Below are 17,857 nucleotides of genomic sequence, written 5' to 3'. Positions count from 1 at the left end.
CACCTTCACAGGTGGGTCAGCGGCAAGCAAACGGTGAACGTGGTACCGCTGCCCACCTGTGAGCTGACGCCCACATCCCCACCATGGGCCTTGGCGATTTCCCGCACGATAAACAACCCCAGCCCCACGCTGCGTATGTCGCAGTCCTGGTCGGTGCCTCGGGTCATGGGCTCAAACAGCACCTGCATCAGCGCGTCGGCAATCACCGGCCCATGGTTGTGCACCGAGAGGCTGGCCCCGTCGTGGCCCAGTCGCGAGGTAATAGTGATCGGTTGTTGCAGGTCGCCATAGGCCACGCTGTTGGCCACCAGGTTGCCGATGATTTGCTGCACACGGTCGCCATCCAGGCAGGTATCGGCAGCGCCCACGGTGTGATGCACCAGGCACGCGCGGGGGAAGGCCACCCGCAGCTCATCCACTGCGCGCCGGGTCACGTCGTGCAGGTCCAGCGGGTTGGGGCTTACGCCGATGCCAACGCCGACCCGGGCCTGAGTGAAGTCCAACAGGTCGGCGATCATCCGCTGGGCGCGTTCCGATGACTGGCCGATATGGCCAATCAACTGGGTTTCCTTGGCGGTGCGCTCGCCCCGGGCGAGGAAGTCGGATGCCATCTTGATCGCGGTTAGCGGGTTTTTCAGGTCATGGCTGACGATGGCGACCATTTGCTCGGCAAACAGCGCCCGCCGCTGCGCCTTGATATAGGCCTGGTTGAGCTCGGCCTGGGCGTGCTGGAGGGCGGTTTCGGCAGCAGTCTTCTCCAGCAGCAGGGCTTCGGCCAACTTGCGGGCGTTGAGCAGCTCGCGTTCGTACTTGTCGCGGTCGGTGGTACCGAACAGCGCCAGTTCATGCTGCACACCGTTGGCGTATTCGCGCTTGATGGCGTTGAGCAAAATGGTCACGGTGTGGCCATCGCGATGGCGCAGGTCCAGTTTTACCTCGGTGATGCGGCCTTCCACCTGCATAAGCGGGGCAAGGTGGGTCTGGTAAAAAATCCGCCCGCCCATGGTCAGCAGGTCCTGGAAACGCCGGCCCTGCAGCTCGGTCGCCGGCATGCCCAGCCAGTCGCTGAAACACTGGTTTACCCGCAGCAGCGTGCCGTCTTCTGCGGTGACCGCCAGTGCACAGGCCGCACCGTCGAACAGCGCCTGGGGATCGGGCAACTGTTCACTCGCCATGGGCAACGGTCCATGGCAGCAGGAAGTGCTCCATCGCCGCCGCGCAAGCCGGTGCCGCGCTCATATGCGGGCAATGGCCCACATTGTCGATCAGGCGATAGGTGCTGTGGGGCAATACGCGGTGCAGGTACTCGCCCACGCAGACCGGGGCGATCAGGTCATCGCTCGATTGCAGGATCAATGTGGGGGTGGTGAGGCCGCCGATATCGGCGCGGTTGTCCGACAGGAACGTCACCCGCGCAAACTGCTTGGCAATCTCGGGCTCGGTGCGGCAAAAGCTGTTGGTCAGCTCTTCACTGAGTGCCGGTTGCCCCGGCGCGCCCATGATCACCGGGGCCATGGCGCTGGACCAACCCAGGTAGTTGCTGTCGAGGGTGTCAAGCAGCGACTGGATGTCTTCGGGCTTGAACCCGCCCACGTAGTCGTCGGTGTCGATATAGCAGGGCGAGGGGCCGATCATCACATGGGCGGCAATGCGCCCGGGCGCTGCGCGGTCGGCCAGGGTACCGATCATTGCGCTGACCGAATGGCCAACCAGAATCACCGGGCCACTGGCGAACGCATCGATAATCTCGTTCAGATCTGCGGCGTAACCGTCCAGGGCCGCATATTTTTCCTTGTGGTAGGCCGCCGGGTCAGACAGGCCGGCCCCTACCAGGTCATACACCACCACGCGAAAACGCTCGACGAAATGGGGCAGCAGGTAATTCCACATGGCTTGGTTGCAGCCAAAACCATGGGAAAACACCAGCGTCGAGGAACCATTGCCCATTATGTTGACGTTGTTGCGATGGCGAAGGTCCATGGGCGTGCTCGTAGTGGCGTGTTGCTATGAGGTTTTCGCGTCAGTTTAGAGAGTCCACCGCATGGGGTCACTAGATATAGCGCTGATAGGGTAAAGTCGGCGCTTTCAGGACGAAACGTCAGGTAACAAAGTATGGGGCGGTTTTTATGGCAATCGGCCTGGGGCCTGGTGCTCCTGCTGTTCAGCGCACTGGCCTTGGCGCAAACGGTGCCGCCGGCCTTGGTGAATGTGGCGCTGAACCAGCGCGTGATCGATCTGACCCACACCCTCGATACCGCGACGCAGCAGCGCCTGACCGCGCAGCTTGCTGATCTCGAACAGCGCAAGGGTGCGCAGATCGCCGTGATGCTGCTGCCCAGTACGGGCGACGTCGATATCCAGACGTTCAGCACCCAACTGTTGCGCGCCTGGAAATTGGGACGCAAGGGTATCGACGACGGCATCTTGCTGCTGGTGGCCAAGGACGATCGCAAGGCGCGGATCGAGGTCGGTTACGGCCTGGAAGGGCTGGTCACGGACCTGTTGAGCCATCGGATTATCGAGGAGCAATTGACCCCGGCGTTTCGCCAGGGCGATTACGCTGGCGGTGTGCAGCGCGCCGTGGACGCCCTGAGCGTGCTGGTCGAGGGCGGCGACTTGCCGGCAGTGGACCAGCCCCTTGAAACAGTGGATGAAACTGCGGTGTTGCTGGCGCTGATTCTGGGGGCCATCGGCGGGGTGCTGCTGGCCTCGGGCAAGCTGCATTGGCGCCGTGGCCTGATTGCTGGCCTGGTGCTGACCGTGCTGCTGACGGCACTGGCCGCAATCAATGGCAAGGCCTGGCCGATCTATGTGCTGGCGCTGCCGTTTTGCATGTCGATCGGCGCAGCGATATTCGGCGCGTTGTGGCAGGCCAAGGCGGTGTTTTATTGCGTGTTGGCGCTGATGGCCTACAGCGTCGGCCTGGGGTTGGTGGATCACTACCTGACTGAAGTGTCCTTTATGAACTGGCTGGCATGGCCGCTGGCCGCGCTGGTGGTGCTGGGCCTGTACCTGGTCCTGCTAGCAGTGATGAGAGCCGCCTGGAACCACAGCCGCCTGGGGTTTTGCGTGCAGACGCTGATGGTGCTGGGGGTGTATGGCGCGGCGGGGTACTTGCTGGAGATGGGCCTTGATGGCTGGTTGTTCGCCTTGCCCATCAGCTCGTTCGCGGCGCTGTTCATTTACGGTCAGGGCACGGGCGGGTCGAGCTCCGGTTCCAGCGACCGTTCAAGCTCCAGCTCCAGTTCCAGCTCCGGTGGCGGGTTTTCCGGTGGCGGCGGCTCCAGCGGCGGCGGCGGGGCCTCGGGGAGTTGGTGAAGCCCGCTGCCGGGTCAGAGCGTCATCACCATCTCATGCCAGGCCATCCCGCCGTGGTCTGACGCCGAGGGCTGCACATACTGGTAACCCATGCGCGTGTACAACGGCACATGCTGCTCCTTGCACATCAGGTGGATGGTCTGCTTGCCCATCCCGCGCATGCGCTGCACAAAGGCCTGCATCAGCTGCGTGGAATACCCCTTGCCCTGGTGCGCCGGGTCGATCACCACCGACATGATCACGACATTCGGCGCATCCGCCGAGTGCCCCACCAACTCCTTGAAGGCCTCATCCGACATCACCACATCATAGGCGCACCCGCCGTTGATAAAGCCCACTACTTGACCGTCCACTTCCAGAGTGAGGAAGCCCTGCGGGTACAGGGCGATACGCGTGGCGATCTTCTCCAGGGTCGCGGCTTCATCACCTTCGTAGGCGCCGATTTCGATCTCGTAGCAGCGGGCGGCGTCTGCCGGGGTGGCGTTGCGTAGGGTGAGGGCGGGCATGGCGGTTCCTGGGTTGGGCGAAGGGCTGCATGATAGCGGGGTCGGTGCGCTGGCGAAAATCCCACTGGCAGGGTTATTCCCGGAGCTTCTCCATCCGAATATCCCCCTGTGGCAATTGCTCCACCACCACCCACCCCAGGCGCTGGTAAAACCCGTTGGCGCGGCTCGCTTCGGCGGTTTCCAGCCAGATCTGTTGATGGTGCTGGAACAACAAGGCTTCGGCCTGCTCCATCAGCCTGCGGCCCAGTCCGTGGCCTTCGAATTCGGGGCGGATGAAGGCGGCAAATACGCAGCCTTCTTCTATGTCGGCCATGGAAAAACCGGCCGCCACACCCTCCACCTCGGCGATCCATACGCAGGGCGCTAGTTGCATGGCTTGCTGGATGGCGTGCGGGGTGATGCCCATTTGCGCCAATTGGTCATGGGACAGGTGGTTTTCCCTGACGCTGGTGCGAATGTCGAAGATGGCGTTGATGTCTGCCGGGGTAGCGACTCTGATCTGACTGTTCATACAGTTCTCGCGGTTTTCCATGAATTCAACCTCGTAGATCCCCCGTGCCGCCAGGGCGCTAAAGGGGCGTGCGAGCGGCCGTACGTCAGTCAGTTCCCAGGCGAACCAGCCTTCTTCGAAATAGCTGGCGCAGGCTGCTGGCACGTCCTCTGGGGCAAACGCACGCACTGCCTTTACGCGTACGATGGCGACGGCCACACCGGCTTCGTCTTCATCGCCATCGGTATGCAGGAAGCGCCCGTTCTCGACAATCAGCAGGTCCTGGGACGGCTCCAGCTGTGGCTGCCAGCGGCGGATTTCCAGGGTTTTTTCGCCTGCGGCGATCCGGCTGCCGCTGGGGCGCACGATGGAGAGAGCTTTGATGGTGCTGCTCCTACAGGGGTGGGCTGTATTTAACGGCCGCCGCTGCCCGCGATGGCACGTTCAGGCTTCTCAACAACCCCGACACATGGATGCGCACAGTAAACGGCGAAATATCCAGGGCCTTGGCGATTTCCTTGTTGGTCTTGCCTTGGGCGATCAGCCGCAACACCTCCTGCTGGCGTGCAGTCAGGGTGTTGGTGTCCAGGGGCAACAGCCCGGAGGGGGCGAATTTGACCAGCACCTCGCCCTGGCGGATGGCGAGCAGGGCCTGGCCGATTTCTTCGGGGGCGATGTTTTTGCCGATAAAACCGTCGGCCCCCAGCGCCATCACCTGTTCGATCAACAACGGGTCATCGACCATCGACACCACGATCAATGTGGTGCGCCGCAGTTGCTGGCGCAGTTCGCCCAACTGGCTGATGCAGGTCAGGCCGGGGAAGCGCAAATCGAGGATCAGGGTGTCGACTTCGCTGCCGCTCTTGAGCATCTGCAGCACGGTGTCCAGGTCGCCGGCCTGTTCCACGCAGGCCTCGGGCAGCAGGCGTTGCACGGTGCGCAGCATGCCTTCGCGAAACATTGGATGGTCGTCGGCGATGATGATCCGGCATGTCATGGGGTGCTCCTCCCTGGGGCCAGGTTGTCCTGTGGCGTGCTACTTTACCACTCTGTTCACCGCCTGCCTGCCGGGTACACAGATAAGACGATGACCGTACAAGGACGTTGCCCATGAAGTTCGTGAAAGACGCCGAACTGGACCAAGCCAACCTGCGTATTGTGGTGGCCGCCTGCGCCATTGTGTACATCGGCCTGCTGGGCTTTTTGCCGGGGCAGTCGATGGAGCGCTATGTGCCGGTGATTATCTACATCTGCGGGTTCCTGCTGGTCTCGATTGCGCTGCGCCAGGTGATTGCACGCTGGCCCGGGCATTATCCGGCGCGGCGGGTCTTCGGGATGATCCACGACTACACCGGCACCTCGTTCGGCCTGGTGGTGGGCGGTGAGGCGGCGTTGCCGCTGTATGCGGTGATGGTCTGGGTCAACCTCGGCAACGGCATGCGCTACGGTTCGCGCTACCTGGCGATTGCCACGGGCCTGGCGTTGCTGGCGCTGCTGATTGTGTATCGGCTGACCCCACTGTGGCAGGCGCAGCCCTTTATGGTGCTGATGCTGATGATCACCAGCACGGTGATCCCGGTCTACGCCCACCTGCTGCTGGAGCGCACGCGCAAGGCGTCCGAAGAAGCCATCGCCGCCAACCTGGAAAAATCGCGCTTCCTCGCCCAGGCCAGCCATGATCTGCGCCAGCCCATCCACTCCATCGGCCTGTTTACCGCCTGCCTGCGTGAAGCGCGCTTGGGCGATGAAGAACGGCGGCTGGTGGACAATATCGACCGTTCGCTGCTGAACGTGTCGCAATTGTTCCGCTCCATTCTCGACCTCTACACCCTGGACAACGGCCGGCTGCTGCCCAAATACCAGGTGGTGCACCTGGGTGAGTGGCTGGCCGACCTGCTGCGGCAAAACGCTGAAGCCGCCCGCTGGGCCGGGGTAGAACTGCGCCTGCGCCCCTGCGCCCACTGGGTGCGGGTGGATCCTGCGCTGTTGGCAACCATGGTGCAGAACGTGCTCTCCAACTGTTTCAAATACGGCGGCCAGCGCCCGGTGCTGATCGGCGTGCGCCAGCGTGGCGGCGAGGTGATGGTGGAAATTCACGACCAGGGGCGGGGGATTGCCGAGGAACATCTGCCCCGGGTGTTCGAGGAGTTCTATCGCGTGCGCCAGTTGCGCGACAAAGACGTTGAAGGCGTCGGCCTGGGCTTGTCCATCGTCAAGCGCCTGGGGCTGTTGATGGGCATGGACGTGGCGCTGCGCTCACGGGTGGGCCGGGGCACCTCGGTCAGCTTGCGCGGCTTGCCCCTGGCGACCGCGACCCATCAACCGGTGGTGCGTGACGATGCGCGCCAGGCAGGGCTGCTGACCGGGTTGAAGGTGTGCCTGGTGGAAGATGACCACAACGTGCTGCTGGCCACCCAGGCGTTGCTGGAGCGTTGGGGCTGTGAGGTGCAGGCCGAATCGAGCGGGCATGGCCTGGTCAGCGATTGCGACATCATCGTCGCCGACTATGACCTGGGCAACCACGCCACCGGCATCGAGTGCATCGACCACCTGCGCGCGCAGCGCGGGGTGGCGGTGCCGGCGCTGATTCTGACCGGGCATGACGTGGAGAAGATCCAGGCGGCGCTGCACGACCGGCAGATCGCCATTTTGTCCAAGCCAGTGCGCCCCGCTGAACTACGGGGCACCCTGCGCGACCTCAGCCAGGGTTAGTTAAACGGCGTCAACGCGTTACCCCGGGCACCCTTGGGTTGGCAGTAGGCAGCGGGTTTCATCAGGCCGAAGCTGGCCACGGCAAACATCCCGCCACTGGCACCGCTGGGCACGGAGCAGTTGTAGTCACCGGAAGCGGTGCTGGCGATGTAATAGGTGGTCATGGAGTCGCTGCGTACATTGGAAACACGCTTGACCGGCTCGCCGAGGTTGGTTTCCGAGAGGGTCTTGAGATGATCTTCGGTGGGTTTGATATTGCTGCAACCGGCAACACCGATCATCAGGGCGCCCAGCAGCGCCAGGCGGGTAACAGGGGAGTGCAGTTTCATGGTGTGTCTTCCTTGGGGTTGTTTTGGTGTTTTCAACGCACAACGATCCCTTGCACGGCGGGTTCGACGTGCTGGCGGGGAGCGTTGGGGGTGCCGGCGAATATAGCGCCGGGTGCCTGCGGGGTCGATTAGCACAAGTGTGCTAATGGCACCTTGAGGTCACGGCAAACACAGTTAATTCAGGAAGATTCGAATGCTGCAAATCAGACGTGCCACCCACGACGACGGCCCCATCGCCTTCGACATCCGCCTGCAGGCGATCCGCAGCCAATGCATCGGCGCCTACACCGCCGAGCAGATGCTGACCTGGACCCGTGGCGCCGCCGAGGACGGTTACACCGCGCTGATGGCCAAGCCGTTCTACCTGGGTTGCGTCGATGGCGAGCCGGTCGCCACCGGCATGCTCGACCCGGATCATCGAGAAGTCGGCGCGCTGTTTGTGCTGCCCGGTTTTATCGGGCGCGGGTTTGGCGGGCAGATGCTCGAGCACCTGGAGCAGGTGGCGCTGGAGCTGGGGATTGAGGAGGTGGTGCTGGACGCGACGTTGAATGCTGCAGATTTCTATCGTAGCCGCGGATACGAAGGCGGCGAGCAGTCGATCTATCATTCGCCTACGGGGCTGGAGCTGGCGTGTGTGCCGATGGTCAAGCGTCTGACTGTTTGAACGCGGCGCGCAGGCGCTCGATCACGCCCGGCACCGTGAGCCCGGCCGTCGCGGGTGGCGTCGGGTTCTCACCGAACTCGCGCCAGATAAACAGGGTGAGTTCGGCCCCATCCGTCGCCGCTTGCCCGTTGCTGCCAGCGCCGAAGTCTTGCAGCACCCGGTAGCGCTCATCCTCCCAGAACAGCGTTTCGACCCAGTCATAGACCGGGATCAAATGAAAGTGCAGCGGGAAGCCGGGCATATGCCCAAAGCGGCTGATGTATAGCCACTTGGGTTGGAGCTGTACTTCCATCACCTTCTGGGTTTTCGCCAGTAGGCCACCCATTTGCGCCAGGGCCGCGTCGGGTAGGTCAGCCAACGAGCTGATTGGCGTCTTGGCCCCCAGCATCAAATAACCGGGCAGGGCCGAGGCCAGGTGATGGTTGAGCAGCCAGTGTTCGGTTTCGTGGAGGATATGGGACGGAGCAATGTGCATGGCCGGGCACCTAGGTCGGGCCGGCAGGATACCAAAGGCAACTCCCTGTATGGCGGAATACAGCCCTGGCTACCTGGCTGACCACGGGTGTTGGCGCGGGCATGTGTTGTTGTGCCTGGAGTGGGAGTTGCAGACCGAACTGGAGGATGGCCGTCAGTTCACCCTGACGGCGGGGATGAGTTATCAGGTGGGCAATGACAGGGACGGGCACCGGTCGAGCACAGCAACCGGGGCCAGGCTGTTTATTGTGGATTGATTTGTCGTCCATCGGCCGAGACGGATCCATCGTGGGGTTTTCAGAGTTCGGTGCCCCAGCAAAACTCCCGCATTTGATGGGCGGTGCGGCACAAAACTCTGCACCCGGCAAAGATCCCCTGTGGGAGTTGGATTGCTCGCGGTGGCCATAGGTATCCTCATCTGGGTATGTGTACATATCCATTGCTGCGGTCACGGCCACTTAGGGTTCCGCCCTTACGGCGGGTCACTTTCGAAGAGCGCGAAAGTAACCAAAGCGCTTTTGCCCCACCACTCGGTGCCTCGCCTAGGCTCGGCATGCCCGCAGTCAGGCATTGCTCCGTGGGCCCGCCGCGATCGGCCATCCATGGCCGTGTCGCGGCTACCCCGGCATCCATGCCGGGGTGCCCACTGCGCAATACCTGCCTGCGGCCATCGTGGTTTAACGGGGCGCCTAAGATCAAAAGCAGAGCAACAGCAACAGCAGAACCAGAGCGCGAAGCTGCATTCCCCTGTAGGAGCTGGCTTGCCTGCGATGACGCCCGAAAGAACACATCAGAGTATCTGGTATTCATTCGTCATCGTTAACGACCATCGCGGGCAAGCCCGCTCCTACAAGGGTACGCGTACGCTTCGATGATCAGGTCGGCTGTCAGGCCGCCTCGCTTTGCTTGTGATTTTGATCTTAGGCGCCCCGTTAAACCACGCTGGCCGTCATCCGATATTGATTTGGGGGGTAACCCGGCAGGACGCCGGGTTAGCCGCGCTGGGCCATGGATGGCCCATCGCGGCGGCCCCCCAAATTAATGTCGGATGACGGGCACACCGAGCCTAGGCGAGGTGCCGAGTGGTGGGGCAAGAGCCCTTTTGGTTACTTTTGGCTGGGCCGGCACTCCGGGCTCTTTTCCAAAAGTGAGCCGCCGTAAGGGCGGAACCCTAAGTGGCCGTTACCGCAGCAATGGATATGTACACAAACCCAGAAGAGAGTTGTGTAAATACCTATGGCCACCGCGAGCAAGCCAGCTCCTACCCTCAGGATCAATGGTTCATATGATGGCCGTCAGCACTGCCCAGGCTGCGGGCCGGCGCCTGGATTTCTAGGGTCTGCTTGTCACCCTTGGCATCTTCCACCGTCAGGGTCAGCGGCACTTGGTCGCCTTCCTTGATCTGGCCCGTCAGGCCCATCAGCATCACGTGATAGCCCTCGGGATCGAGCTTCACCGCCTGGCCGGCCGGGAGTGCCACCGCATCCACCGGGCCCATGCGCATGACGTCGTCTTTCATGCTCATCTCATGAATCTGCACATCCTTGGCCACCGGCGACTTGACGCTCAGTAGTTTGCTGTCGCTGTCGGCGGTGAGGGTCATGAAGGCCCCGCTCGAATGCTGCCCCGGCACGGTGGCGCGGGCCCAGGCGTCGCTGACCTGCACCTGGGCGCTGGCGTGGGCGGCCAGACCCAGCAGGGAAAGACCGAGGGCGATGCGCTTGAGGGTATGGACAGCAGTCATTAGCAGACCTCCATGACGGTGAGCAGGTCTTCTGCGCACTCTTTGGCGTTAAGGGATGCCGACAGGCCCAGGCGCAGGTTGCCGCGGGTGTCGAACACAAAACTGGTGGCGGTGTGGGACAGGGTGTAGGTGTCGCCGGCGGGGATCTTTTCATAAAAGATCCCGAATTCCTTGGCGGCCACGGCGATTTCTTCCGGCGTGCCGTAGAGCGCTTCGAAGCTGGGGTCGAAGGCCTTGACGTAGGCGTCGAGTACCTGGGGCGTGTCGCGTTCCGGGTCCAGGGTGATAAAGATCACCTGCATGATTTCGCCGTCGCGGCCCATCATCTTCTTGGCCTGCGCCATGCGCGCAAGCGTGGTGGGGCACACGGCCGGGCACTGGGTGAAACCGAAGAACACCACCGGCATCAGGCCGCGGAACGAACTCAGGGTGACGGTCTCGCCGTCGGTGTTCTTGAGCTTGAACGTGCGGCCCATGATCTTGTCGCTCAGGTCCTTGCCGTACTTGAAGTTCAGCTTGGGGCCGGTGTCACAGCCGCTCAACAGGCCCAGGCCCAGCAGGCCCATACCGGTGAGGACCTTGCGACGGGTGAATAACGTACTCATGAAATGGGCGTCCCGTGAAGCGCCTGACGGCTGCGCATAACAGGTCAGTCAGGCTTTGAAAAGCGGTGAACAGTAAGGCTGGGTAGTCTACCGGCCTTGATCACGCTTGATAATCTGCGACGTTCTGCCACAGGGGCGGTGGCCACCTTACCAGCCAGGGCGCTGATTGAGTCTGTGGCACACTGTCGCAGAGACCGCCAAAGGCCCACCGCACAAGGCGTTGGGCAAATGTTTCAACGATTATCAGGGCCCTTGACCGGCATCAAGGCGCCGCTCGTCCGCACTGGGGCACAGTCACGGTACAAGGACCGGCCACCGTGAGGCTCTGATGCTCTATCTCCTGTTCCTGCTGGCCCACCTGTTCGCGGCGCTGATGTTTATCGGCACGGTGTTCTTTGAAGTGTTGATCCTTGCCAGTGTGCACAAGCAACTGCCGGCCCGCGTGATGTTGCTGGTGGAGCAGGGCATCGGCCGCCGCGCCAGGGCCTTGATGCCGTGGGTGCTGCTGGTGTTGTTTGGCGCCGGGATCGGCATGGTCTGGTTGCGCTATCTGCCAGTGCTGGCGGCGCCATCGAGCTCGGCATTCGGTGCCTTGCTGACCCTCAAGCTGATCCTCGCCGCCAGCGTGTTGATGCATTTTTTGCTGACGGTGTGGTTGATGCGCCGTGGGCGGGTCAGCGCGGCCTATTTGCGCTTCGTCCATCTGAGCCTGTTCTGCCATATGGTTGCCATTGTGTTGCTGGCCAAGAGCATGTTCTACATCACCTGGTAAACGTCGGCGCTTGATGCATATCAAGGTGCGCTGCCCGGTCGCACCGCACAATGACCCACCGTAGCCAGACCCGGAGGCCGTCATGCTCACTGTCATTCATCCCGCCCGCGAGTGGCGCCTGCGCCGTGACCAAAGCGTGTTGGACCAGGGCCAGGTCGACATCGGCAAATTCCATCCGGGCATCGGCTCCCTCGACCTGCTGCGCGCCTTGCGCAGCAGCCGTCAGCGCCAACGCCCGCTGGCGCTGAACCTGCAGTGGCCGGCAGGCCTGGTGGCGGATGACTACCTGGGCGCGCTGGAGCAGGAAATCCACCTGGTCGGTTGCCACGTGGGCGGCCGGCAACCGGTGGACCAATTCCATCTGGGCGGCGCCACCCCGGCGATCGCCGACCTGCAACGCTTGATGGCGCACCTGCGCAGCCGCCTGCATTTTCTTGAGCATGACCAGGGTGACTACAGCCTCGACCTCGACCCGCTGCACACCGACTGGGCAACCATGGGCCTGTTGCGCGACCTGGGGTTCAACCACATCAATATCGGCGTGCCGGATGCCAGTGCCGAGGCCACGCCGTCGGTGGCCGGCTATCAGGACCCGGCGCCGATCCAGTCGCTGATCGACGCGGCGCGCACCTTCGGCTTTCGTTCGGTGAATGTCGACCTCGGCTACGGCCACGCCTGGCAGACCTGCGACAGCTTTGCCGCCAAGCTGGCCAGCCTGATCGCCCTGGAGCCGGACCGCCTGCAAGTGTTCGACTATGCCCAGGCGCCACGGCGTTACCAGCAGCAGCCACGGCGTGCGCTGTCGTCGAATGTCGACAAGTGTGGCATGCGTCGCATCGCCTTCCAGCGCCTGGAGGCCGCCGGTTATCACTACATCGGGCTGGGCCAGTTCGTACGCCCCGACGACGACCTGGCACTGGCCCAGGAGCGTGGGCACCTGAGCCGCAATTGCCAGGGTTTTACCCGGCACGGCTACTGTGACCATATCGGCTTTGGCCTGGGCGCCATCAGCCAGCTCGACACCCTGTATGCGCAAAACACCGAAGACCTGGCGCGCTATCGCCAGCAACTGGACAGCGACCTGCTGCCCACCGCCCGCGGTTGGCGCTGCGAGGCCGGCGACCAGATCCGCCAGCATGTGATGGAGCGCCTGGCCTGTGACCTGGAGTTGGATATCCAGGCCCTGGAGCGCCGCTATGGGGTGATTTTTTCCCGCTATTTCTCGGCGATCTGGCCGCTGCTGGAGCATCTGCACCAGGACGGCCTGATCGACCTGTCCGAGCGCTTCCTCTGTGTGCTGCCAGCGGGCCGGCAGCGGGTCGAAGCTCTATGCGCACTGTTTGACCGGGCAGGCAGCGCGGTTCCCCCTTGCTCCAACGATGAGACCATCGATCATGAAAGCGTTTGAGTTCAACCGCGCCCTGGTGCAGAAATACGACCGCCCGGGGCCGCGCTACACCTCGTACCCGACCGCGCCGCAGTTTCACTCAGCCTTTGCCCTGGACGATTACCAGCAGGCGGTAGCGGCCAGCAACCAGGCGTTGGCACCCAAGGCGCTGTCGGTGTACATCCATATCCCGTTCTGCCAGAGCCTTTGCTACTACTGCGGTTGCCACAAGATCATCACGCGCAAGACCCATCGCGCCGTGGAGTACCTGGGCTACCTCAAGCGCGAAATCCAGATGCAGGCCGCGCTGTTCGACCGCGCGCGGCCCCTGACCCAGTTGCACCTGGGCGGCGGTACGCCGACCTACCTCGACGATGGGCAACTGGCCGAATTGATGGACTGCCTGGCCCAAGGCTTCAGCCTGGATACCAGTGACAATCATGAGTTTTCCATTGAAGTGGACCCGCGCACCATCAGCGTCGAACGGATCCACAACCTACGCGGGCTGGGCTTCAATCGCCTGAGCTTCGGCGTGCAGGACTTTGATGCCGATGTGCAGGCGGCGGTCAATCGCGTGCAGAGCGAAGAGCAGATTGTGCAATTGGTCTTGGCAGCCCGGCAGGCAAGGTTCAAGTCGATCAGTGTGGATTTGATCTACGGCCTGCCGTTGCAGACCGTGGCCAGCTTCGACGTGACCCTGGGCAAGCTGATTGCCCTGCGCCCGGACCGCGTGGCGGCCTACAGCTACGCGCATTTGCCCACGCAAATCCGTGCCCAGCGCATGATCCGCCCCGAAGACATGCCACCGCCGGAGCGCAAGCTGGAACTGCTGGAATTGACCATTCGCCGGCTGACCGAGGCGGGCTATGTGTATATCGGCATGGACCACTTTGCCTTGCCCGACGACGAACTGGCCCTGGCCCGGGCCAATGGCACCTTGCAGCGCAACTTCCAGGGCTACTCGACCCATGCCGATTGCGACCTGATCGGCCTGGGCGTGTCGGCCATCGGCAAGGTGGGCGACAGCTACAGCCAGAGCGTCAAGGAGTTGTCCCAGTACTACGCGCGGATCGACGCCGGGCTGTTGCCGGTGCAGCGCGGCTACCGCCTGAACGCCGATGACGTGCTGCGCCGCGACGTGATCAACGGCCTGATGTGCCACGGGCGCATCGACTTTGCCGGGGTCGAGGCCGGGCATGCGATCCGTTTTACCGAATACTTTGCCCACGCGTTGTCGCGGTTGGATGAGCAAGTGGCGGATGGCTTGCTGCACATCGAGGACGATGCCGTGCAGCTGTTGCCCCAGGGGCAATTGATGGTGCGCAGCGTGGCGATGGCCTTTGATGCGTACCTGGGCGGGCAGCAAAAGGGCCAGTTTTCGCGCACGGTCTGAGCCGTTGGCGTGCTGCAGGAGCCGGCCAGCCGGCTCCTGCAAGGCTACATTCCGGCAACCGAGTTGGTGCGCTCCACTTCTTCCACCAGCTTATCGATCCCTTCCAGTCGCACCCGGTTATCGTGATCCCACGGATGAAACCCCGGCTTGAAGTAATGCAGCCACGGCCGCGCCATGCGCGGGAACACGCCCTTGGGGCCGTAGAGAAACTTCAGCATCCGCCAGAACCCCTTCAGATGCCCGCCCGCGCGGCGATCGGCGATCAACAGGCGCAGGTGGAAATCAAACACCACCAGCCAGAAAAACACCGTGGTGAACAGCATGGTCCCGGTGCGCAGCAAGTAACGCTTGGGCCCCGGCTTGATCACGCTGTTCCACACATCGAAGGCCACGGCCTTGTGCTCGGTTTCTTCAAGGGCGTGCCAGTACCACATTTGCTGGTAGCCCTTGAGCGAATCACCAAAACGCGTGGGGTCGCTGAGCAGGATCTCCGCGAGCATCGCCGTGTAGTGTTCCAGGGCGATGGTCACCGCCAGGTTGAAGGACGGCGGCAAGTGCTTCTTTTGCAGGTCGAGCATAAATTTCAAGCGCCGGTCGAGCAGATGGGCCGGCAGGCCGGCGGCTTGCAGCAGGTCGTTGTAGGCCACGTGTTCGCGGCTGTGCATGGCCTCCTGGCCGATAAAACCCTGGATCTCCTTTTTCAACGCCGGGTCGTCGATGCGCTGGCGATAGTGGCGCACGCTGTCCATGAAGAACAGTTCGCCCTGGGGAAACAGCAGCGACAGGGCATTGAAAAAATGCGTGATGAACGGGCCTTGCTCATGCCAGTCCTTGATGCGTTCGGCGGGCAGGACGAAATGCAGGTCGCGGCGAATGGGCAGCATCATGGCGACTCCTGTTCAGTGATGGGGTTGGGCAGCGGTGGCTTGCGTTTTTTTGGTGCCATGCGTCGGCTGGCAAACACCACCAGTGCCTGGTAGGCCGCTGGCAGGCAGCGCGCGAGCAGGTCCAGGGCGTAGGCGTCGCGGCCGATCAGCACGCGGCGTTTGTTCTTGCGCACGCCTTGCAGGATCACCTTGGCGGCCTGGTCGGCGTCGGTGATAAACAGTTTTTCGAAGTCGGCGCGGGCCTGTTGTTCGCTATGGATCAGGAACCCGGTCATGTTCGCGTCGATCCGGCTGCTGCGGCAGATGTCGGTACGGATCCCGCCGGGATGCACGCAGGTGGCCGAGACGCCGCTGCGTTGCAAATCGAGCTCCTGGCGCAGGGCTTCGGTGAAGCCGCGCACCGCGAACTTGGTGGCGTTGTAGCCGCTCATGCCGGGCTGGGCGAACAGGCCGAACACGCTGGAGGTGTTGACCACATGCCCGTCGCCACTGGCCTTGAGGTACGGCAGGAAGGCCTTGGTGCCGTACACCACACCCCAGAAGTTAATGCCGACGATCCACTCCAGGTCGGCGTAGTCCACGCCTTCCACGGTGCTCGACAGGGCCACCCCGGCATTGTTGAAAATCAAATTGACCTGGCCGTGTTCTGCCGCGCAACTGGCGGCCCAATCCTCCATGGCCTGGCGGTCGGCAACATCCACCTCCCGCGAGGTCACGCGGATCGGCGCCAGGGTGCTGCGCTGGATCAGCTCCACGGTTTGTTGCAGCCCAGCCTGGTTCTTGTCTGCCAGGGCCAGGTGGCAACCCTCGCGGGCCAGGGCCAGGGCCAAGGCGCGGCCCATGCCGGACGCGGCACCGGTGATGGCCGCCACACGGCCATTGAATGACTTCATGGCAGGCTTCCTTCTGCGGTGGCATGGGGTGGCGCGACGGGGCGCGACGGCGCGCCGGTCACTAATGGCGTGACTTGATAATCGCGCAGGGCGAACTGGCGGGTGACCTGCTTGAAACGCCAGGTCGAACCGGGCCACAACGTCGTATTTTTGCCGGTGCGCGGGTCGAGGTACCAACTGCGGCAGCCGCCGGTGTTCCAGATGGTGCGCTGGAGCTTTGCCTGGATTTGCTGGTTGTAGGCGCTTTCTACCGCCGGCTTGACCTCGACCGTGGCAATTTGCTGGCGGCGCATCTGTTGCAGGGCATCGAGGATGTAGGTGACTTGCGCCTCGATCATCAGAATCATCGAGTTGTGGCCCAGCCCGGTGTTGGGCCCGACGATCAGGAACAGGTTCGGATAGCCCGGTACGGTGGTGCCCTTGTATGCGTGGGCGCCATCGCGCCAGGCCTCCATCAGGTCGACGCCACCGCGCCCGATGATGCAGTCGCGGGGCAGGGGATCGATGGCCTGGAACCCGGTGCCGAAGATCAGGCAGTCAGCCGGGTGCTTGATGCCATCGGCGGTGATGACCCCGTCGGCTTCGATCCGCAGCACCGTCTCGGTGACCACTTCGACATTGCTGCGTGACAGCGCCGGATAGTAGTCGTTGGAGATCAGCACGCGCTTGCAGCCGATGGTGTAGTCCGGCCGCAGGACCTTGCGCAGGGAAGGGCGCGCCACCTGTTTGTGCAGGTGACGCAGGGCGATTTTCTGCACCACTTTCATCAGGCGCGGGTGCAGCGCAAACCCCACCACCCGACCTTCCAGGGCCCAGTAGAAGGCCCCGCGCACCAGGCGCTGGGTGAACGGCAGATGCTTGAACAGCCAGCGCTCAAAGCGTGAGATGGGGCGGTCCGGCTTGGGCATGATCCACGGCGCGGTGCGCTGGAACAGGTCCAGGTGCGCCACCTGCGGGGCAATACGCGGCACGAACTGGATGGCACTGGCGCCGGTGCCAATCACCGCCACGCGCTTGCCCTTGAGTGAATAGTCGTGGTCCCAGTGCTGGGAGTGAAAGCGTTTGCCCTTGAAGCTGTCCAACCCCGCAATATCCGGCAGCGCCGGGCGGGACAGGCCGCCCATGCCCGATACCAACACCCGCGCACTGACACGGCGGCCATTGCTGAACTGCAGTTGCCAGCGTTGCAACTGCTCATCGAACACCGCCCGTTGCAGGCCCATGCCAAAACGCAGGTACGGCGCCAGTTCAAAGCGCTGCGCGCAGTGCTCCAGGTAGGCACGGATTTCCGCCTGGGGGGCAAACTGCCGGGTCCAGTCGGGGTTGGGCGCAAAGGAAAACGAATAGACGTGGGATTGCACGTCACAGGCGCAGCCCGGGTAGTGGTTGTCGCGCCAGGTGCCGCCCAGGGAGTCGGCCTGTTCGGCAATGAAGAAGTCGTCGAGCCCGGCTTGCTTGAGTTTGATCGCCATGCACAGGCCGGCAAAGCCTGAGCCAATGATGGCGATATCAACGCAATCTGCCGGGCCGCTCGGCGGGGTAGAGGCATTCATAGGGTGTCCCTCGTGGGCTGTGGGCGCCTTACGGGTTTTGACATCGGATGTGCTCCTTTTTTGTTTTTGGCTTTTTAGATAGAACACCATTGCAAAGAAAGATTGTATTTATTATTTTAAAAAAGATTTT

At 62.8% G+C, this 17,857-nt stretch carries 18 protein-coding genes and 2 pseudogenes; 7 read left to right on the top strand and 13 right to left on the bottom strand.

Annotation, left to right across the window (positions count from 1 at the left end):
- Positions 1-5: 5 nt before the first annotated feature.
- Together HBO11_RS26255 and HBO11_RS26250 are read right to left on the bottom strand one after the other, a co-directional pair.
- Positions 6-1,175 (bottom strand): PAS domain-containing sensor histidine kinase, encoded by a 1,170-nt coding sequence (locus tag HBO11_RS26255; protein WP_169957112.1) that lies wholly within the window; start codon positions 1,173-1,175, stop codon positions 6-8.
- Entirely contained in the window at positions 1,165-1,980 is an 816-nt protein-coding gene (locus HBO11_RS26250; RefSeq protein WP_169957113.1) for an alpha/beta hydrolase, read from the bottom strand. The genes HBO11_RS26255 and HBO11_RS26250 overlap by 11 nt, the downstream gene beginning before the upstream one ends.
- A gap of 132 nt (positions 1,981-2,112) precedes the next feature.
- On the opposite strand from HBO11_RS26250, the gene HBO11_RS26245 reads away from it, so the two are divergent.
- A complete protein-coding gene (locus tag HBO11_RS26245) occupies positions 2,113-3,318 on the top strand; it encodes a YgcG family protein (RefSeq protein ID WP_169957114.1) in 1,206 nt (401 codons plus the stop codon).
- 14 nt (positions 3,319-3,332) lie between these two features.
- Here HBO11_RS26245 and HBO11_RS26240 read toward each other — a convergent pair whose 3' ends face one another.
- The 4 genes and pseudogenes from HBO11_RS26240 to HBO11_RS26225 all read right to left on the bottom strand — a co-directional run bounded on the left by HBO11_RS26240 (position 3,333) and on the right by HBO11_RS26225 (position 5,311).
- Positions 3,333-3,824 (bottom strand): GNAT family N-acetyltransferase, encoded by a 492-nt coding sequence (locus tag HBO11_RS26240; RefSeq protein ID WP_169957116.1) that lies wholly within the window; start codon positions 3,822-3,824, stop codon positions 3,333-3,335.
- Between the two features lie 73 nt (positions 3,825-3,897).
- Entirely contained in the window at positions 3,898-4,335 is a 438-nt protein-coding gene (locus HBO11_RS26235; protein ID WP_169957126.1) for a GNAT family N-acetyltransferase, read from the bottom strand.
- Between the two features lie 117 nt (positions 4,336-4,452).
- Positions 4,453-4,680, bottom strand: a pseudogene (locus HBO11_RS26230) (ASCH domain-containing protein); the annotation flags it as partial.
- A 28-nt stretch (positions 4,681-4,708) separates the two neighbouring features.
- A complete protein-coding gene (locus tag HBO11_RS26225) occupies positions 4,709-5,311 on the bottom strand; it encodes a response regulator transcription factor (protein WP_169957117.1) in 603 nt (200 codons plus the stop codon).
- A 113-nt stretch (positions 5,312-5,424) separates the two neighbouring features.
- Between HBO11_RS26225 and HBO11_RS26220 the strand changes: the two genes are divergently transcribed.
- Positions 5,425-7,026, top strand: coding sequence for a hybrid sensor histidine kinase/response regulator (locus HBO11_RS26220; protein ID WP_169957119.1), 1,602 nt, complete (start codon positions 5,425-5,427; stop codon positions 7,024-7,026).
- Here the strand turns inward: HBO11_RS26220 and HBO11_RS26215 are convergent.
- Positions 7,023-7,355, bottom strand: coding sequence for a hypothetical protein (locus tag HBO11_RS26215; RefSeq protein ID WP_169957120.1), 333 nt, complete (start codon positions 7,353-7,355; stop codon positions 7,023-7,025). The genes HBO11_RS26220 and HBO11_RS26215 overlap by 4 nt on opposite strands.
- Before the next feature lie 193 nt (positions 7,356-7,548).
- Between HBO11_RS26215 and HBO11_RS26210 the strand changes: the two genes are divergently transcribed.
- A complete protein-coding gene (locus tag HBO11_RS26210) occupies positions 7,549-8,019 on the top strand; it encodes a GNAT family N-acetyltransferase (RefSeq protein ID WP_169957121.1) in 471 nt (156 codons plus the stop codon).
- Here the strand turns inward: HBO11_RS26210 and HBO11_RS26205 are convergent.
- A complete protein-coding gene (locus tag HBO11_RS26205) occupies positions 8,000-8,494 on the bottom strand; it encodes an HIT family protein (RefSeq protein ID WP_169957122.1) in 495 nt (164 codons plus the stop codon). The genes HBO11_RS26210 and HBO11_RS26205 overlap by 20 nt on opposite strands.
- Before the next feature lie 55 nt (positions 8,495-8,549).
- On the opposite strand from HBO11_RS26205, the pseudogene HBO11_RS26200 reads away from it, so the two are divergent.
- Positions 8,550-8,750: pseudogene (locus HBO11_RS26200) on the top strand (DHCW motif cupin fold protein); the annotation flags it as partial.
- 1,016 nt (positions 8,751-9,766) lie between these two features.
- Here HBO11_RS26200 and HBO11_RS26195 read toward each other — a convergent pair.
- Positions 9,767-10,237 carry a copper chaperone PCu(A)C gene (locus HBO11_RS26195; RefSeq protein ID WP_169955791.1) on the bottom strand — a complete coding sequence of 157 codons (471 nt, stop codon included), beginning with the start codon at positions 10,235-10,237 and terminating at the stop codon, positions 9,767-9,769.
- Positions 10,237-10,842 carry an SCO family protein gene (locus HBO11_RS26190; RefSeq protein ID WP_169955790.1) on the bottom strand — a complete coding sequence of 202 codons (606 nt, stop codon included), beginning with the start codon at positions 10,840-10,842 and terminating at the stop codon, positions 10,237-10,239. The genes HBO11_RS26195 and HBO11_RS26190 overlap by 1 nt, the downstream gene beginning before the upstream one ends.
- Positions 10,843-11,170: 328 nt before the next feature.
- Here HBO11_RS26190 and HBO11_RS26185 point away from each other — a divergent pair, with 328 nt between their 5' ends.
- The 3 genes from HBO11_RS26185 to hemN all read left to right on the top strand — a co-directional run bounded on the left by HBO11_RS26185 (position 11,171) and on the right by hemN (position 14,394).
- Positions 11,171-11,614 (top strand): hypothetical protein, encoded by a 444-nt coding sequence (locus HBO11_RS26185; RefSeq protein ID WP_169955789.1) that lies wholly within the window; start codon positions 11,171-11,173, stop codon positions 11,612-11,614.
- Between the two features lie 82 nt (positions 11,615-11,696).
- Complete coding sequence (locus HBO11_RS26180; RefSeq protein ID WP_169955788.1) at positions 11,697-13,022, top strand: coproporphyrinogen III oxidase; 1,326 nt, start codon at positions 11,697-11,699, stop codon at positions 13,020-13,022.
- A complete protein-coding gene (gene hemN, locus HBO11_RS26175) occupies positions 13,009-14,394 on the top strand; it encodes an oxygen-independent coproporphyrinogen III oxidase (RefSeq protein ID WP_262381123.1) in 1,386 nt (461 codons plus the stop codon). The genes HBO11_RS26180 and hemN overlap by 14 nt, the downstream gene beginning before the upstream one ends.
- Positions 14,395-14,438: 44 nt before the next feature.
- Here the strand turns inward: hemN and HBO11_RS26170 are convergent, their stop codons facing one another.
- Genes HBO11_RS26170 through HBO11_RS26160 form a run of 3 tightly spaced genes read right to left on the bottom strand, consistent with a single transcriptional unit; the run spans position 14,439 to position 17,727 of the window.
- On the bottom strand, positions 14,439-15,278 hold the full coding sequence (locus HBO11_RS26170; protein ID WP_169955795.1) for a metal-dependent hydrolase: 840 nt from the start codon (positions 15,276-15,278) through the stop codon (positions 14,439-14,441).
- Positions 15,278-16,174, bottom strand: a complete 897-nt coding sequence (locus tag HBO11_RS26165) for an SDR family oxidoreductase (protein ID WP_169955786.1) — start codon at positions 16,172-16,174, stop codon at positions 15,278-15,280. The genes HBO11_RS26170 and HBO11_RS26165 overlap by 1 nt, the downstream gene beginning before the upstream one ends.
- Positions 16,171-17,727 carry an NAD(P)/FAD-dependent oxidoreductase gene (locus HBO11_RS26160; protein WP_169955785.1) on the bottom strand — a complete coding sequence of 519 codons (1,557 nt, stop codon included), beginning with the start codon at positions 17,725-17,727 and terminating at the stop codon, positions 16,171-16,173. The genes HBO11_RS26165 and HBO11_RS26160 overlap by 4 nt, the downstream gene beginning before the upstream one ends.
- Positions 17,728-17,857 lie beyond the last annotated feature (130 nt).

Origin of the sequence: Pseudomonas sp. WS 5010 (assembly GCF_012985565.1) — a bacterium.
Lineage (GTDB): Bacteria > Pseudomonadota > Gammaproteobacteria > Pseudomonadales > Pseudomonadaceae > Aquipseudomonas.
Note: the sequence above shows the minus strand (reverse complement) of the source record. Positions and strands in the feature narration are given on the sequence as shown.

Bases quoted from the DNA above. Each gene is read 5' to 3' on its own strand.
- HBO11_RS26255 (WP_169957112.1), bottom strand. From the start codon at position 1,175: ATGGCGAGTGAACAGTTGCCCGATCCCCAGGCGCTGTTCGACGGTGCG.
- HBO11_RS26250 (WP_169957113.1), bottom strand. From the start codon at position 1,980: ATGGACCTTCGCCATCGCAACAACGTCAACATAATGGGCAATGGTTCC.
- HBO11_RS26245 (WP_169957114.1), top strand. From the start codon at position 2,113: ATGGGGCGGTTTTTATGGCAATCGGCCTGGGGCCTGGTGCTCCTGCTG.
- HBO11_RS26240 (WP_169957116.1), bottom strand. From the start codon at position 3,824: ATGCCCGCCCTCACCCTACGCAACGCCACCCCGGCAGACGCCGCCCGC.
- HBO11_RS26235 (WP_169957126.1), bottom strand. From the start codon at position 4,335: ATGAACAGTCAGATCAGAGTCGCTACCCCGGCAGACATCAACGCCATC.
- HBO11_RS26225 (WP_169957117.1), bottom strand. From the start codon at position 5,311: ATGACATGCCGGATCATCATCGCCGACGACCATCCAATGTTTCGCGAA.
- HBO11_RS26220 (WP_169957119.1), top strand. From the start codon at position 5,425: ATGAAGTTCGTGAAAGACGCCGAACTGGACCAAGCCAACCTGCGTATT.
- HBO11_RS26215 (WP_169957120.1), bottom strand. From the start codon at position 7,355: ATGAAACTGCACTCCCCTGTTACCCGCCTGGCGCTGCTGGGCGCCCTG.
- HBO11_RS26210 (WP_169957121.1), top strand. From the start codon at position 7,549: ATGCTGCAAATCAGACGTGCCACCCACGACGACGGCCCCATCGCCTTC.
- HBO11_RS26205 (WP_169957122.1), bottom strand. From the start codon at position 8,494: ATGCACATTGCTCCGTCCCATATCCTCCACGAAACCGAACACTGGCTG.
- HBO11_RS26195 (WP_169955791.1), bottom strand. From the start codon at position 10,237: ATGACTGCTGTCCATACCCTCAAGCGCATCGCCCTCGGTCTTTCCCTG.
- HBO11_RS26190 (WP_169955790.1), bottom strand. From the start codon at position 10,842: ATGAGTACGTTATTCACCCGTCGCAAGGTCCTCACCGGTATGGGCCTG.
- HBO11_RS26185 (WP_169955789.1), top strand. From the start codon at position 11,171: ATGCTCTATCTCCTGTTCCTGCTGGCCCACCTGTTCGCGGCGCTGATG.
- HBO11_RS26180 (WP_169955788.1), top strand. From the start codon at position 11,697: ATGCTCACTGTCATTCATCCCGCCCGCGAGTGGCGCCTGCGCCGTGAC.
- hemN (WP_262381123.1), top strand. From the start codon at position 13,009: ATGAAAGCGTTTGAGTTCAACCGCGCCCTGGTGCAGAAATACGACCGC.
- HBO11_RS26170 (WP_169955795.1), bottom strand. From the start codon at position 15,278: ATGCTGCCCATTCGCCGCGACCTGCATTTCGTCCTGCCCGCCGAACGC.
- HBO11_RS26165 (WP_169955786.1), bottom strand. From the start codon at position 16,174: ATGAAGTCATTCAATGGCCGTGTGGCGGCCATCACCGGTGCCGCGTCC.
- HBO11_RS26160 (WP_169955785.1), bottom strand. From the start codon at position 17,727: ATGAATGCCTCTACCCCGCCGAGCGGCCCGGCAGATTGCGTTGATATC.